The organism is Flavobacterium sp., from assembly GCF_023151265.1.
Lineage (GTDB): Bacteria > Bacteroidota > Bacteroidia > Flavobacteriales > Flavobacteriaceae > Flavobacterium.
Genome location: NZ_JAKLJH010000012.1, coordinates 1 through 15,020 on the forward strand (window position 1 = coordinate 1; position 15,020 = coordinate 15,020).

Genomic DNA, 15,020 nt, shown 5'->3' on the forward strand with positions numbered 1-15,020 from the left:
ATCTTAATGGTTTGCTTAGGAAATATTTGCCGTTCTCCTTTGGCAGAAGGTATTATGCGCTCTAAACTTTCCGAAGGTTTTATCGTAGATTCAGCAGGAACTGGCGGTTGGCACGCAGGCGAATTACCTGACAAACGTTCGATTTCTACCGCAAAAAATAGAGGTTTAGACATCACCAATCAAAGGGCAAGACAATTCAAAAAAAGTGACTTTGATACTTTTGACCATATTTTTGTAATGGATAATTCCAATTACAAAGATGTTTTGGCTTTAGCTCCAAATGAAGAAGCAAAATCAAAAGTTAAGCTGATTTTAAACGAAATTTTCCCAAATGAAAACGTCGATGTCCCCGACCCGTATTATGGTGGTCAAGACGGATTTGAAAACGTTTTTGATATGTTAGACCAAGCTTGTGAGGAAATCGCAAGAAAACTTAAGCAATAATATCATGAAATCGAACACTTTAGGCAAACTGTATTTAATTCCTATTACCTTATCCAATCCTGGAGAAACTACGGTAGTTCCTGAAGATGTTTTACCTCAAACCATCAAAAGAACCATTGATTTCGTAGATTATTATATTGTTGAAAACGAGAAAACTGCTCGAAAATTCATCAAAAGCATCCATCCCGAAAAAAAACAACCTGAGTTAAAGATCTCAGTTTTAAATAAACATACTGAATTTGCTGAACACAATGAATTCATCCAACCTTTATTAAGAGGCAAAAACATTGGATTAATGAGTGAATCTGGTTGTCCTGGAGTAGCAGATCCTGGTGCTGTGATTGTGAAATTGGCACATGAAAAAGGAATTCAAGTTGTACCTTTAGTAGGACCAAGTTCTATTTTATTGGCTTTGATGGCGAGTGGCATGAACGGGCAAAGTTTTGCTTTTAATGGTTATTTACCCATCGATAAAAACGATAAAAAACAAGCGTTGAAAAATTTCGAACGTTTGTCACAAGATAAAAATCAATCGCAATTGTTTATTGAAACACCTTATCGTAATAATAAATTGATGGAGGATTTGTTGCAAATTCTACAACCGAGTACGCTTCTATGTGTGGCTTGTGATATTACTTTACCAACAGAATTTATCAAAACCAAAACGGTTAACGAATGGAAAAAAGAAAAGGCCGATTTACATAATCGACCTTGTATTTTTATTATTCACAAAATGTAAAATTACTCTAAATCTACTTTAGCATTTGCATCTGCTTCGATGTGCGAAATATTGTAATTTGAAAATTTTCTGATGTAGCTTGATAACGATGTTCCAAAACCATCTTTGAAACCATTGCGTCCATTACTTCTTAAATATTTTTTTACGGAACCAGCTCCACCTAAATGCGCTGCCGCAATTAAACCTGATTCTGTAATTTCCACACCATTAATAACTCTACCAGAATATTTTTGAATTTCTTTACGTAATTCCCACTTGTTTCTAGCGATTAAAGCTTTAAAAGCTTCATCTTGCCACTCAGCGTTACGTAAAAATTCTTGAAAATCATAAATACCCACAGTGCGTAGTGTACTTCTTCCGAATTGGTATTTACCCATGTATCCGTATGGATTCACTAAATGTAACATACCTCTTGACTCTTTGTAAGCCATTTTTTGAGCAAAACCAGTAAATGATTTACCAACATTTGGTACTTTAACTGGAATAATTACTTCTTCGTTCTCGTATTCATTTGGAACATGGTATTTAATTACCTCTGAATTCGACAAATGAAAACCTTCTAACTTTTCTTTCTTAAAGGTTATAAAACCTGAAGAAACCATTAATACTAGGAGTGTCAATCCTGTAAAATACGACCTTTTTTTTATCATGAATTGTTATTTCTCAGCGTCTGTCACCCATCTGAAATTACCGATGCAAATATACAAAAAAAATTACAATGTTGATTTACAACACGTTAATCTTTTCTAAAAGTAGATGAAGTGCGCTTTAAGTCCGTTATACTCATCGTATTGCAAAGTAGGTGCTGGAATTTTAATAGTGTTAAAAACCGAAAAAAGCGCTTTTAAAAAGTGTGATTTTGTAGTAATTTTCGTTAAATCAACATCCAAACTCAGATAAAATTGACGATACGGGTTTTGAATGATTCCGTTTTCTATTGCTTCGGCATCTTTTCCGTACAGCATTCCTTCTCCGCCATAGCCTATGGCAAGGTTTAACCACTTAGGAACAAACTTATCTTTTGTGAACGAATGAACGTTGAACGACAACCAATACGTTTGACCGTTATAATCTTTTAAAATTTGTTCGTTTAGAGAAGCGCCTAATGTTTCTTGACGTTGCGATGAGAATTTGGTTTGATGAAATGAGAATTTTGGGGTGATACGTTGTTCTTTCCAAAGTAATTCTTGCGATACATAAAGCGCTGTTCCGGAAACATTGGCAATAATATCGCCAGAAGATGCTCCCCACTCTTGTGAAAAACCATCAAAAACCTCAACTACCGTTAAAAATCCTAATCCAAGAGTAGATCCATAAATTAATTGTTCTTTTTTGGACGCGCCACTCCATTGCAACATTTCGGCACCTACTCTACCTAAATGATAGGTTGAATACATATGGCCCAGTTTATCCATTTGTAACCACTGCTTATTATCGTTGATAAAATGGAAATTAGTTTGTGGATAATCTTTATACCAAATTTGATTTAAACCAATTAAAGTTGCACCCAAAGCAACGGATTCGCCAATGTAAACTCCAGTTCTTCTTGACTTATTTAGAGTATCCGAAGGTTTTAAAAAAGTATTAATACTTGATTGCGCCTGAGAAAAAATAGACACAAACAGAATCAATATGAATTTATATCTAAGAAATAGAGAACATTTAAAATTTGATTTGAACCGAAAAAATTTCATTTTGTATTAAAATTTCAAATGTTGGTTTAAATTCCATGAAAAAAGCCCAATCCCGAAGTTTCGGGAATTCGCTTCTAAAAATTAACGATCAATTCCTAACTTCGTCACCCAATCTGCATATTTTTTTGCATTCACTTGGTGAGCTTCGTAGCTTGATGCAAAAGCGTGATAACCCGGTTTGTCTGGATTGGCACAGAAATAAATATAATCGTGTTTTTCAGCATTTAAAACCGCATCGATAGCCGAAACATCAGGCATTGCAATTGGTCCAGGAGGCAAACCTTTGTTGATGTAAGTATTGTAAGGAGAATTAATTCGTAAATCGTTAAAGAAAACACGTTTGATTTCTTGATCAAAATCGCCTGAACGCTTTTTGATGGCAAAAATTACGGTTGGGTCAGCTTGTAACGGCATATCTTGTTTCAAACGATTTAAATAAACGCCAGCTACTGTTGGTCTTTCATCTACTTTAGCCGTTTCTTTATGTACAATTGATGCTAAGGTATATACTTGAATTGGTGTTAATCCTAACGCTTTTGCTTTTTCAGTACGCTCATTATTCCAGAAAATACGATATTCTTTTGCTAATTTTTGAGCAATTTTGTCTGCTGGAGTATTCCAATAAAACTCGTATGTATTTGGAATAAAAAGTGCCAAAATCGTTTCTTCTGTTAATCCGTTTTCTTCTAAAAATGGCGTATTAGTAAAAGCTACTTCTAATTTTAAACTATCCGGTTCTAATTGAGTTGCTAAACGTTGTACTAACTTTCCTAATGTTTCTTGATTGTTAAACGCGACCTTAACGGGAACATTTAAACGCAAACTTCTTACCATATCAAAACTAGTCATGTCTTTTTTGAAAAGAAATTTTCCGGCTTTTACATTAGTACTATAATTTCTTGATGTAGCTACGAAATCAAATTTTTCAAAATCTTTTACGAATGGTTTTACAATTTCGACTACTTGTTCATAAGTTGAATTCGAAGGAATGTAAACATAAACTTCGTCTTGTGAAAATTGAGTATTAGGTGTAAAAGCTTTGAAATACACATAAACACCAACTACAGTTGCAACTACAATTCCGGCAACAGCGATTATTGAAATTATTTTTTTTACGTTCAAAGGGTTATTTTTTAAATGTGATTGATTAATTGATATAACATTTCATCTTCGTATTGATTGTTGATTTTATTCCAATCTTTTTTTACTCCGATTTTTTGAAAGCCAAATTTAGTAAAAAGGGAAATACTAATTTCATTTTTTGAACCAATATTTGCATATAATTGATGCAATTGCAATTGATTGAAAGCATAATTGATAACAAGTTGCAAAGCTTCGGAACCTATTCCTGAATTTCTGTTGCTTTCAGATGAAATTACAATCCCAACACCTGCTCTATTATTTTTAGGATCAAAATCAAACAAATCGATTAAACCTACTGCTTCAAAAGTATCATTTAGGCAAATAGCTAAGCGCAATTGTTTGGCTTCGTAGATATCCTGATGCGCATTTTCTAAATACTGACGAATCAAAAATCGACTGTATGGTGTTTGCGTGTTGCTAACTTCCCAAATCGATTCGTTGTTTTCTATTTTGTAGATAAACTCTAAATCTTCGGGTTCTAGTGCTCGTAGGTATATATTAGTTCCTTTTAATGTTATCATTTATAGTTTAAAATTTTAAAACACATAGACACAATAGACTTGGTTTACGTTGACTTTAGGCGTTACACTTTAATATAGAAACATAGACAACAAAAAAATCTGTAAAATCCGTACAATCTGTGTTATCTGCGTTCCTAAATTATAAATCAATCTTTCCTTCAAAAACAAAAGTTGCTGGTCCTATTAAGAAAACGTTGGTGTATTTTCCGTTATCTACATCAAATTGTACTTTTAATTTCCCGCCTTCTACATTCAAATCTATGATATTGTTGTTTGTTTTTCCGGTTTGATGCATGGCGATTGCAACTGCTGTTACTCCGGTTCCGCAAGACAAAGTTTCATCTTCAACTCCTCGCTCATAGGTGCGAACTGCAAAAATGTCATTTTCTAATTGGTGAACAAAATTGACATTACTCCCAGCTTTTCCATACAAATCGGAATAACGAATTTTTGCTCCTTCCGTTTTAATATCCAATTCTACTAAATTATCTACCAATTGCACATGATGAGGCGAACCCGTATTTAAAAACGTATAATTTTCATTTTGATTAATTGTATCAACGTCTTTCATTTGAAGTGCTACAATTCCATTCGTATCAATCGTTGCATAATGATAACCATCAACAGCTTCAAACTCGGCTTTATTTTCGATAACACCCATTTGTTTGGCAAAAGCGACAAGACATCTACCACCATTTCCACACATGGAACTTTCATTACCATCGGAATTATAGTAGACCATTTTAAAATCATATTCCGAATGGTTTTCTAACAAAATCAAACCATCAGCACCTATACCAAATCTCCTGTCACACAATTGTTCGATGAGTTTGGTATTATTTTTAGGAAAAAATTCAGTACGATTATCAATCATAACAAAGTCGTTTCCTGTTCCTTGATATTTATAAAATGTAAGTTGCATTGTGTAATTAATTTATACAAAAGTACAAATTATTAATAAGATGTTAAACATTGTTAATCGAGCGTTAAAGTGATTTTTTGGAATATTTTTTGTTATAATTTTGAGTGAACAAAAATTAATACATATGAAAAAATTTGGAAGTTTATTAGCGGTTTCTTTATTGAGTGGTGCCGTAACATTAGGCGCTTACAAATTCTTTTTGGAACCAAATAATTCAGGAAAACTAACCCTTGCATCACCTAATTATGCTAAAAATGTAAATTTAGGAGCTGAAAATATTGATTTTACCGCAGCAGCTGAAAACACGGTTCATGCCGTTGTTCACGTTAAAAACGTAAGTGTTTCAAAAGTTCCTAGCAATCCTTTGATGGAGTTTTTCTATGGTTATCAAGGTTCGAGAGAGCAAACACAAATTGGAACAGGTTCTGGAGTTATCATTACCGAAGATGGTTATATCGTAACCAACAATCACGTGATTCAAGATGCAACAGAATTAGAAGTTACACTTAACAATAACAAATCATACAAAGCAAAATTGGTTGGAACCGATTCTAAAATGGATGTTGCGCTTTTAAAAGTTGAAGCTGATGAAAAATTACCTTATGTAGTTTTTGGAGATTCTGATGCGATTAAAGTTGGTGAATGGGTTTTGGCGGTTGGAAATCCGTATAACTTAAACTCTACCGTTACTGCTGGAATTGTTTCAGCAAAAGCTAGAAATTTATCCAACAATGGAATTCAATCGTTTATTCAAACTGATGCTGCTGTAAATCCAGGAAACAGCGGTGGTGCTTTGGTAAACACTCGTGGGGAATTAGTCGGAATTAACACGATGATTTCTTCTCCAACAGGAAGTTATGCTGGTTATTCATTTGCCGTTCCATCGAATTTGACTCGAAAAATTATTGAAGATTTAATGCAATTTGGAAACGTACAACGCGGTGTTTTAGGAATTGAAGGAAGAGAATTAAATTCAAGCTACTCAAAAGAATTAGGTGTGAAAGAAACGCAAGGAATCTATGTTAATTTAGTTACTAAAAATTCAGGAGCAGAAAAAGCAGGCTTAACTAAAGGAGATATTATTATACAATTAGACGATAAAAAGATCACTGGCTTTGCTGAATTAACAGGTTACATTAATACGAAAAGACCAAACGATGTGATTCAAGTAACGGTTTTGCGAGATGGAAAACAAAGAACACTTCCAGTGAAGTTGACCAAAAAAGAAATTTTGAATTACGAATTCAACGGAATTGAATTTGAAGATCTTGATACTGCTGATAAAAAACAATTCAATTTAAAAGAAGGCATTAAAATTAAAAAAGTCAACAATCCAGAATATGCAGAATATAACGATATTTTAGATGGCGCTGTAATTTTAAGCATAGACGGAATAAAAGCCAAAGACATGGAAACCGTTTCAAGCTATTTAGCTAAGAAAGAAAATCAGAAAGCGAGATACCAAATAATTTCTAAAAACGGTCAAATGTATAGCATTATCATGTAAAACAACCTATATATGTAAGCTTTAAAACCAGACAAAAATAATGTCTGGTTTTTTTAGTTAAAAAATTTTACGAAAACGATTGAAATCTATACTTTTGCACCACAAAACAACACATTTATTTTCATGAGCAATATCTCTTTATACGAAAAAGAATTAGCTTTTCAGGCAGACAGAAGAAAAGCTGGTGTAGAATTCATTAAAATCATTAGTGATTTATGGTATGATAAATCAATCGAATTGGTTTTATTCCGCAATCAATTAATCGACAAAAACGTTAGCGAAATCATCAATTTACATGAATATGCTGGTGCATTCGTTGGAAAACCAATCAACGTTTTCGACTCAGTTGAAATCGCAAGCGCTATTGTTGATTTAGATTTACCACCATCAAGAATTGATATTGGAAAATTAACTTACGAATATCATTTAGAAGACGACAAATACAATGATGCTAAAGCATTCGTAATTGACAAATTAAAGAATGCTAAAAACTATCAAGAAATTAAACCAAAAGATGTGGTTTTATACGGATTTGGTAGAATTGGTCGTTTGTTGGCTCGTGAAATGATGTCTAAAATTGGAAAAGGACAACAATTACGTTTAAGAGCGATTGTAACTAGAGATAAAAATGACGCTGTTTTATTAGAAAAAAGAGCTTCATTATTACGTTATGATTCAGTTCATGGTGATTTCAATGGTTCGGTTATTGCAGATCCAGAAAACAATGCTTTATTGATTAACGGAACAACGGTTCACATCATTACAGCAAATTCTCCTGAAGAAATTGATTATACCGCTTACGGAATTGAAGATGCTTTAGTAATCGACAATACAGGAGCTTTCACTACTGAAGAAGCATTAAAGCGTCATTTAACTTCAAAAGGAGCTGACAAAGTTTTATTAACGGCACCAGGAAAAGGAGTTCCAAACATCGTTTACGGAGTAAATCATGAAGATTACAATCCAGATGAAGTAAACATTTATTCTGCTGCTTCTTGTACAACGAATGCGATTACTCCTGTTTTAAAAGCAGTTGAAGATACTTTAGGTGTAGTTAAAGGACACTTAGAAACGATTCACGCGTATACGAATGACCAAAACTTAGTAGATAACATGCACAAAAAATACCGTAGAGGTCGTGCTGCTGCTTTAAATATGGTTATTACTGAAACAGGTGCTGGAAGTGCTGTTGCAAAAGCATTACCTGCATTAGCTGGAAAATTAACTTCAAATGCGATTCGTGTACCAGTTCCAAACGGTTCATTAGTAGTATTGAATTTAGAAGTTGAAAAAAACACTTCTATTGAAGAAGTAAACAACATTATGAAAAAATACGCTTTAGAAGGTGATCTTGTAGAGCAAATTAAATACTCTTTAAACAACGAGTTAGTATCTTCGGATATCGTAGGAACTTCTGCTCCTGCTATTTTTGACAGTAACGCAACTATTGTTTCTGGAGACGGAAAAAACATTGTAATGTATGTTTGGTACGATAACGAATATGGTTACAGCCACCAAGTTATTCGTTTAGCGAAATACATTGCTAAAGTTAGAAGATATAGCTACTATTAGTAAATAGTCTCAAAACAAAAAAGCTCCTATTTTTCAATAGGAGCTTTTTTTTATGAAATATAATCTAATTAATTACTCTTTCGCCGCCAAATAACGTTCTGCATCTAAAGCTGCCATACAACCAGTTCCCGCAGCAGTAATTGCTTGACGATACACATGGTCAGCCGCATCACCCGCTACAAAAACACCTGGAACATTTGTTTTTGAACTTCCTGGCACATTTACGATATAACCAGTTTCGTCTAACGTAATATAATCAGCAAAAATATCTGTATTTGGTTTGTGACCAATCGCTACGAAAAATCCTGTTGCTGGAATTTCAACAACTTCTCCTGTAGCTCTATTTTTAGCTTTAACTCCTGTTACTACTTGCCCGTCACCTAAAACTTCTTCTGTTTCCGTATGCATTAAAATTTCTATGTTTTCTGTTTTTTGTACACGTTCTGCCATAATTTTAGAAGCTCTAAATTTATCGCTACGAACCAACATCGTTACTTTTTTACATAATTTAGATAAGTAATGTGCTTCTTCACATGCACTATCTCCTGCTCCAACGATTACTACTTCTTGATTTCTATAGAAAAATCCATCACAAACCGCACAAGCTGAAACACCACCACCTAATTTTAAATAATGTTGTTCCGATTCTAATCCTAAATATTTAGCCGAAGCTCCAGTAGAAATAATTACAGTTTCTGCATGAATTTCAATCGTATCATTAATCCAAACTTTATGAATAGCCCCAGAGAAATCAACTTTTGTAGCCCAACCATCACGAATATCGGAACCAAAACGTTTTGCTTGCTCTTGCAACTGAACCATCATTTCAGGTCCGGTTACACCTTCTGGATATCCTGGGAAATTTTCAACTTCATTAGTTGTTGTTAATTGACCACCTGGCTGTTGTCCTTGATATAAAACTGGATTCATATTAGCTCTAGCTGCATAAATAGCCGCAGTATAACCTGCTGGACCAGAACCTATAATTAAACATTTTACTTTTTCGATTGTATCTGACATAACTTTATTCTTTTAAGAGTAGCAAATGTAAGTTTTTAATTAAAATTATTTCTTAAAATTGAATTAGTTTTAATTATGAATGTATAATTTTTGACAATAAAAAAACCTTCCTGAAGTTTCAAGAAGGTTTTGTCGGGGTGGCAGGATTCGAACCTGCGGCCTCCTGCTCCCAAAGCAGGCGCGATAACCGGGCTACGCTACACCCCGAATTTGTGAGTGCAAATATATAACTAATTTCTATTGTTCCAAACAAATCAATTCTTTTTTTAAAATAAATTTTCACTTCTATTCAACCTATATTTTTTTAGCACGTTAAGTATAAACTTTCTATCCAAAAACAAAAAACACTTAGAATATTATTTCTATTTTTGCTAAAATTAAACAAGACAACCTTTTATATGCTAATTATTGGAATTGCCGGTGGTACCGGAAGTGGAAAGACAACAGTTGTTCATCAGATTATGAATGAGTTACCTTCTTCTGAAGTAGGTATCATTTCTCAAGACTCCTACTATAAAGAAACGCATCATTTAAGTTATGAAGAACGTACTAAAATCAATTTTGATCATCCAAGAGCGATTGACTTTGAATTATTAGTAGCGCATCTTAAAGAGTTAAAAGCTGGAAAAACTATTGAACAACCTGTGTATTCTTTCGTAACTCATGACAGAACTGACGACAAAATTCTTACCCATCCAAGAAAAGTAATGATCGTAGAAGGTATCTTAATTTTGACTAATCCGGAATTAAGAGACATGTTTGATATTAAAGTGTACGTTCATGCGGATTCTGACGAACGATTAATTCGTCGTTTAAAACGTGATATTGCAGAACGAGGTCGTGATATGGAAGAAGTGTTGAATCGTTATCAAACCACTTTAAAACCAATGCACGAGCAATTCATCGAACCTACAAAAGCGTTTGCTGATATTATTATTCCTAACGATAAATACAACACGGTAGCTATCGATGTAGTGCGTGCCGTAATTAATCAAAGAATCGCATAATGAACAAAATCAAGAATTTAATTGCCAAATATCCGTTTTTAGCATTCGTTATGAATCGCTACGTTTTGGTGTTAATTCTTTTTTCTGTTTGGATGCTTTTTTTCGACAATTATTCCTATTTAGAGCACCGCGTTTTGGATAAGGAAATTGAAGAAATTGAAGATAATATTCAGTATTATAAAACTGAAATCAAGAAAGACAGCATAAAAATCAAAGAGTTGAAAAACGATGACCGTGTTGAAAAATATGCTCGCGAAAAATATTACATGAAACGCGATAACGAAGACATCTACATCATCGAATTTGAAGACGAAAAGAAAGCGGCTGCCGAAAAAACAACTAGTAACAATTAAACATATAATTCGTGGCTAACAACAATTTATTTTCCGATTTTGAAGCCGTTTCTTCTAAACAATGGAAGCAACAAATTCAATACGAACTAAAAGGTGCTGATTATAACGAAACTTTAGTTTGGGAAAGTCCAGAAGGGATTAAAGTGAAACCGTTTTATCACAATGATGATTCCGAAGTGTCGGAAGAAGTAAATCTTGACGCCATTGTTCCAACAAAACCTTTTGCTATTGTTCAAAATATTTTTGTTCACGATGTGAAAAAATCGAATGCTCGTGCACTAGAAACGTTACAGAGAGGAGCAGAAAGTGTTCGTTTTACTATAGAAAATGATGCCGTTTCAATTGAAGAATTGATGCAAAACCTTCCGACTGAAAATGTGAATTATTATTTTAATTTACCTTTTCTTTCAGTTGAATTTTCAAATAAAATCAACGAATTTGCTTCAAAAAACAAAGCCAACATCTTTGTTCAAAATGATCCAATTGGACAACTAGCAAAAGATGGAAATTGGTTTGAAAACCTTGAAAAAGATTTCGAAAAGCTAAATACGATTGCTTCAAAAACAACAACTCCATTTTTAACCATTTCAAGCGGAATTTATCAAAATGCTGGCGCAAATATCGTACAACAATTGGCTTACACTTTAGCACAAGCAAACGAATATTTCAATAGAATTCCAGCTATCAACCAACCGATTACAATTGAAGTAGCTGTTGGAACAAATTACTTTTTTGAAATCGCAAAACTAAGAGCATTACGCCTTTTATTCAACACATTAGCATCAGAATACAATCACAATTTTGATTGTCATATCATCGCAACACCAACAAAACGCAACAAAACCTTATACGATTACAATGTAAACATGTTGCGAACGACTACTGAATGTATGTCGGCGATTTTAGGTGGAGCTGATGCGGTTGCGAATTTAGCTTACGATGCGATTTATCACAAAGACAACGAGTTTGGCGATAGAATTTCGAGAAACCAATTGTTAGTTTTAAAACACGAAAGTTATTTTGATAAAGTGAATAATCCTGCTGATGGTGCTTATTATATCGAAACATTAACAGAACAATTAGCTGAAAAAGCCTTAGAATTATTCAAAGATATTGAGAAAAATGGCGGTTTGATTTCGCAATTAATCGATGGAACAATTCAAAGAAAAATCAACGAAAGTGCTCAAAAAGAACAAGAACTTTTCGATTCAGGGAAAGAAGTTTTATTGGGAACTAACAAGTATCCAAACAAAAACGACCAAATGAAAAACGATTTGGAATTATACCCTTTCGTAAAACAAAACGCCAGAAAAACGCTAATCACACCGATTATCGAAAAACGTTTGGCTGAAAAATTAGAACAAGAACGATTAGCTTCGGAATAATTTCGTAACTTTCAGAAAAAGAAGACCATGGAAGCAATTAGAAGATTTGTAAAAGTAAAAAATCATCAAGTAAACATCACTTTGCCTGAAGATTTCAATGCAGAAGAAGTAGAAGTTATTATTCTTCCAACTTCCAAGGAATATCAAATTCCACAATGGCAAATTGATGAAGTTAGAGAACGAACCGAAAATTATTTGAAGAATCCAGAAAGCGCAACAGACTACGAGGATTTTTTAAAAGAACTTGGAGATGAACTTTAAGATTTTAATTCTAGAAGAAGCTAAATCCGATGTTCGTGAAAGTATCGCTTGGCATAAAAACATCAATCCAATGCTTTCAAAAAGATTTGCTAATTCTTTTAATAATAGTGTTAAACAAATAAAAGAAAACCCATTTCGATACCAAATTAGATATAATGAAATCCGAGTAGTTTTATTAAAAACCTTCCCTTATCTAATTCATTTTAGTATCGTTAATGAAACAATAGTGATTAAAGCTGTTCTTCATACATCGAGAAACAGTAAAATCAACAAAATATTTTAATTGCAAAAGCAATGAGAAAAAACATACAACATTTAACCTTGGAGAAATCCAAAAACTTGAAACCTGAAACGTTAAACTTGAAACAAAAGTTTACAACTGCAGAAGGAATTGAAGTAAAACCAACTTACACTAAAGAAGATATTTCCGATTTAGAACACCTTGGTTTTGGAGCTGGTTTTGCACCCAATTTACGCGGACCTTACGCCACCATGTACGTTCGCCGACCTTGGACGATTCGTCAATATGCGGGATTTTCAACTGCGGAAGAAAGTAATGCTTTTTACAGAAGAAATTTAGCTGCCGGACAGAAAGGCCTTTCAGTTGCCTTCGATTTAGCAACACACAGAGGTTACGATTCTGACCACGAACGCGTAGTGGGTGACGTTGGAAAAGCCGGAGTTGCGATTGACTCAGTGGAAGATATGAAAGTGCTTTTCGACCAAATTCCATTAGGTGAAATGTCAGTTTCAATGACTATGAATGGTGCGGTTTTACCTATTATGGCATTCTATATCGTGGCTGCAGAAGAACAAGGCGTTGCTCCTAACCTATTGTCGGGAACGATTCAGAATGATATTTTGAAGGAATTCATGGTACGAAATACCTACATTTATCCACCAACACCTTCGATGAAAATTATTGCGGATATTTTCGAATATACGAGTAAAAATATGCCAAAATTCAACTCGATTTCGATTTCGGGTTACCACATGCAAGAAGCGGGAGCTACTGCAGATATTGAATTAGCGTACACTTTAGCAGATGGTTTGGAATACATTCGCACCGGTTTAGCTGCTGGAATGGATATTGACACCTTCGCTCCTCGCCTTTCGTTTTTCTGGGCGATCGGAATGAATCATTTTATGGAAATTGCGAAAATGCGTGCCGGTCGTATGCTTTGGGCAAAACTATTAAAACAATTCAACCCAAAAGACGAAAAATCATTAGCATTAAGAACGCATTGCCAAACTTCGGGTTGGAGTTTAACCGAACAAGATCCTTTTAATAATGTAGCTCGAACTGCGATTGAAGCAGCCGCAGCAGCTTTTGGAGGAACACAATCGTTACACACCAATGCTTTGGACGAAGCGATTGCTTTACCAACCGATTTCTCAGCACGAATTGCTCGTAATACACAAATCTTTTTGCAAGAAGAAACCAAAATTTGCAAAACGGTGGATCCTTGGGCTGGAAGTTATTATGTAGAAAGTTTAACAGCGGAAATTGCAGAAAAAGCTTGGGCATTAATTGAAGAAGTAGAAGAATTAGGCGGCATGACCAAAGCTATTGAAGCTGGAATTCCAAAATTACGAATTGAAGAAGCTGCAGCGCGCAAACAAGCACGTATCGACAGCAGTCAAGATATTATTGTGGGTGTGAACAAATACCGTTTGGAAAAAGAAGATCCGTTACATATTTTGGATGTGGATAACCAAATGGTGCGCAAACAACAAATTGAACGTTTAGAACAAATCAAAGCGACTCGCGATAACGCTAAAGTTGCCGAATGTTTAGCAAAATTAACCGAAAGCGCTAAAAATGGCGGTGAAAATTTACTATCTTTAGCAGTGGAAGCAGCAAGAAACAGAGCTACATTAGGTGAAATTAGTGATGCTTTAGAAGTAGTTTTTGGAAGATATAAAGCACAAATTAGAAGTTTTAGCGGCGTGTATAGTAAAGAAATTAAAAACGACGAAAGTTTTGAAAAAGCAAAACAATTAGCCGATGCTTTCGCGAAGAAAGAAGGGCGTCGTCCTCGTATTATGATTGCGAAAATGGGACAAGACGGTCACGATCGTGGTGCGAAAGTAGTAGCAACAGGTTACGCTGACGTTGGTTTTGACGTAGACATTGGTCCTTTATTCCAAACGCCACAAGAAGCTGCGAAACAAGCGGTGGAAAACGACGTACACATTTTAGGTGTTTCTTCTTTAGCTGCTGGACACAAAACCTTAGTACCACAAGTAATTGAAGAACTAAAAAAATACGGAAGAGAAGATATTATGGTAATTGTAGGTGGAGTAATCCCAGCACAAGACTACCAATTCTTATTCGACGCCGGAGCTGTAGCAGTTTTTGGTCCTGGAACTAAAATTAGCGATGCCGCGATTACGATATTGGAAGTTTTATTGGAGGAGTAAAACTATCATAAACTTTAATTATATTACT

16 protein-coding genes and 1 tRNA gene are annotated in these 15,020 nt (G+C 34.4%); 10 read left to right on the forward strand and 7 right to left on the reverse strand.

Annotated features, from left to right (window positions below; translation table 11 throughout):
* Nucleotides 1–444: low molecular weight protein-tyrosine-phosphatase (locus L6Q46_RS02200; protein ID WP_291282914.1), on the forward strand; the 444-nt coding region annotated here is incomplete at its 5' end.
* Nucleotides 445–448: 4 nt separating this feature from the next.
* Nucleotides 449–1,183 (forward strand): SAM-dependent methyltransferase, encoded by a 735-nt coding sequence (locus L6Q46_RS02205; RefSeq protein WP_291282915.1) that lies wholly within the window; start codon nucleotides 449–451, stop codon nucleotides 1,181–1,183.
* Nucleotides 1,184–1,185: 2 nt separating this feature from the next.
* On the opposite strand, the gene L6Q46_RS02210 is transcribed toward L6Q46_RS02205, so the two are convergent.
* From L6Q46_RS02210 to dapF, 5 genes are all read right to left on the reverse strand, one after another.
* Nucleotides 1,186–1,833 carry a peptidoglycan-binding protein LysM gene (locus L6Q46_RS02210; RefSeq protein WP_291282916.1) on the reverse strand — a complete coding sequence of 216 codons (648 nt, stop codon included), beginning with the start codon at nucleotides 1,831–1,833 and terminating at the stop codon, nucleotides 1,186–1,188.
* A 96-nt stretch (nucleotides 1,834–1,929) separates the two neighbouring features.
* Nucleotides 1,930–2,877, reverse strand: a complete 948-nt coding sequence (locus L6Q46_RS02215) for a DUF2279 domain-containing protein (RefSeq protein WP_291282917.1) — start codon at nucleotides 2,875–2,877, stop codon at nucleotides 1,930–1,932.
* Between the two features lie 81 nt (nucleotides 2,878–2,958).
* Nucleotides 2,959–3,999: an endolytic transglycosylase MltG gene (mltG, locus tag L6Q46_RS02220; protein ID WP_291282918.1), complete on the reverse strand. Its 1,041-nt coding sequence runs from the start codon at nucleotides 3,997–3,999 to the stop codon at nucleotides 2,959–2,961.
* Nucleotides 4,000–4,010: 11 nt separating this feature from the next.
* Entirely contained in the window at nucleotides 4,011–4,541 is a 531-nt protein-coding gene (locus tag L6Q46_RS02225) for a GNAT family protein (protein ID WP_291282919.1), read from the reverse strand.
* 139 nt (nucleotides 4,542–4,680) lie between these two features.
* On the reverse strand, nucleotides 4,681–5,463 hold the full coding sequence (dapF, locus tag L6Q46_RS02230; RefSeq protein ID WP_291282920.1) for a diaminopimelate epimerase: 783 nt from the start codon (nucleotides 5,461–5,463) through the stop codon (nucleotides 4,681–4,683).
* 124 nt (nucleotides 5,464–5,587) lie between these two features.
* On the opposite strand from dapF, the gene L6Q46_RS02235 reads away from it, so the two are divergent.
* Together L6Q46_RS02235 and L6Q46_RS02240 are read left to right on the forward strand one after the other, a co-directional pair.
* On the forward strand, nucleotides 5,588–6,970 hold the full coding sequence (locus tag L6Q46_RS02235; protein ID WP_291282921.1) for a Do family serine endopeptidase: 1,383 nt from the start codon (nucleotides 5,588–5,590) through the stop codon (nucleotides 6,968–6,970).
* Between the two features lie 123 nt (nucleotides 6,971–7,093).
* Nucleotides 7,094–8,542 (forward strand): glyceraldehyde-3-phosphate dehydrogenase, encoded by a 1,449-nt coding sequence (locus L6Q46_RS02240; protein WP_291282922.1) that lies wholly within the window; start codon nucleotides 7,094–7,096, stop codon nucleotides 8,540–8,542.
* Nucleotides 8,543–8,614: 72 nt separating this feature from the next.
* On the opposite strand, the gene trxB is transcribed toward L6Q46_RS02240, so the two are convergent.
* Nucleotides 8,615–9,562, reverse strand: a complete 948-nt coding sequence (gene trxB / locus L6Q46_RS02245) for a thioredoxin-disulfide reductase (RefSeq protein WP_291282923.1) — start codon at nucleotides 9,560–9,562, stop codon at nucleotides 8,615–8,617.
* 132 nt (nucleotides 9,563–9,694) lie between these two features.
* Nucleotides 9,695–9,769, reverse strand: a tRNA-Pro gene (locus L6Q46_RS02250).
* A gap of 191 nt (nucleotides 9,770–9,960) precedes the next feature.
* On the opposite strand from L6Q46_RS02250, the gene udk reads away from it, so the two are divergent.
* From udk to scpA, 6 genes are read left to right on the forward strand one after another with little or no spacing between them, the layout of a single operon-like run.
* Nucleotides 9,961–10,569 carry a uridine kinase gene (gene udk / locus L6Q46_RS02255; RefSeq protein WP_291282924.1) on the forward strand — a complete coding sequence of 203 codons (609 nt, stop codon included), beginning with the start codon at nucleotides 9,961–9,963 and terminating at the stop codon, nucleotides 10,567–10,569.
* Complete coding sequence (locus L6Q46_RS02260; RefSeq protein WP_111567699.1) at nucleotides 10,569–10,922, forward strand: septum formation initiator family protein; 354 nt, start codon at nucleotides 10,569–10,571, stop codon at nucleotides 10,920–10,922. Before udk ends, L6Q46_RS02260 begins: the two co-directional genes overlap by 1 nt.
* Before the next feature lie 11 nt (nucleotides 10,923–10,933).
* Nucleotides 10,934–12,307, forward strand: a complete 1,374-nt coding sequence (locus L6Q46_RS02265; RefSeq protein WP_291282925.1) for a methylmalonyl-CoA mutase subunit beta — start codon at nucleotides 10,934–10,936, stop codon at nucleotides 12,305–12,307.
* 27 nt (nucleotides 12,308–12,334) lie between these two features.
* Nucleotides 12,335–12,568, forward strand: a complete 234-nt coding sequence (locus L6Q46_RS02270; RefSeq protein ID WP_291106896.1) for a hypothetical protein — start codon at nucleotides 12,335–12,337, stop codon at nucleotides 12,566–12,568.
* Nucleotides 12,558–12,851 carry a type II toxin-antitoxin system RelE/ParE family toxin gene (locus L6Q46_RS02275; RefSeq protein ID WP_291282926.1) on the forward strand — a complete coding sequence of 98 codons (294 nt, stop codon included), beginning with the start codon at nucleotides 12,558–12,560 and terminating at the stop codon, nucleotides 12,849–12,851. The genes L6Q46_RS02270 and L6Q46_RS02275 overlap by 11 nt, the downstream gene beginning before the upstream one ends.
* Nucleotides 12,852–12,862: 11 nt before the next feature.
* On the forward strand, nucleotides 12,863–14,992 hold the full coding sequence (gene scpA, locus L6Q46_RS02280; RefSeq protein ID WP_291282927.1) for a methylmalonyl-CoA mutase: 2,130 nt from the start codon (nucleotides 12,863–12,865) through the stop codon (nucleotides 14,990–14,992).
* The last annotated feature ends 28 nt before the right edge of the window (nucleotides 14,993–15,020 follow it).

Excerpts from the sequence above, each read along its gene's own strand:
- L6Q46_RS02210 (WP_291282916.1), bottom strand. The coding sequence starts at position 1,833 with ATGATAAAAAAAAGGTCGTATTTTACAGGATTGACACTCCTAGTATTA.
- L6Q46_RS02225 (WP_291282919.1), bottom strand. The coding sequence starts at position 4,541 with ATGATAACATTAAAAGGAACTAATATATACCTACGAGCACTAGAACCC.
- dapF (WP_291282920.1), bottom strand. The coding sequence starts at position 5,463 with ATGCAACTTACATTTTATAAATATCAAGGAACAGGAAACGACTTTGTT.
- L6Q46_RS02205 (WP_291282915.1), top strand. The coding sequence starts at position 449 with ATGAAATCGAACACTTTAGGCAAACTGTATTTAATTCCTATTACCTTA.
- udk (WP_291282924.1), top strand. The coding sequence starts at position 9,961 with ATGCTAATTATTGGAATTGCCGGTGGTACCGGAAGTGGAAAGACAACA.
- L6Q46_RS02240 (WP_291282922.1), top strand. The coding sequence starts at position 7,094 with ATGAGCAATATCTCTTTATACGAAAAAGAATTAGCTTTTCAGGCAGAC.
- scpA (WP_291282927.1), top strand. The coding sequence starts at position 12,863 with ATGAGAAAAAACATACAACATTTAACCTTGGAGAAATCCAAAAACTTG.
- L6Q46_RS02275 (WP_291282926.1), top strand. The coding sequence starts at position 12,558 with ATGAACTTTAAGATTTTAATTCTAGAAGAAGCTAAATCCGATGTTCGT.
- trxB (WP_291282923.1), bottom strand. The coding sequence starts at position 9,562 with ATGTCAGATACAATCGAAAAAGTAAAATGTTTAATTATAGGTTCTGGT.
- L6Q46_RS02270 (WP_291106896.1), top strand. The coding sequence starts at position 12,335 with ATGGAAGCAATTAGAAGATTTGTAAAAGTAAAAAATCATCAAGTAAAC.
- L6Q46_RS02215 (WP_291282917.1), bottom strand. The coding sequence starts at position 2,877 with ATGAAATTTTTTCGGTTCAAATCAAATTTTAAATGTTCTCTATTTCTT.
- L6Q46_RS02235 (WP_291282921.1), top strand. The coding sequence starts at position 5,588 with ATGAAAAAATTTGGAAGTTTATTAGCGGTTTCTTTATTGAGTGGTGCC.
- L6Q46_RS02260 (WP_111567699.1), top strand. The coding sequence starts at position 10,569 with ATGAACAAAATCAAGAATTTAATTGCCAAATATCCGTTTTTAGCATTC.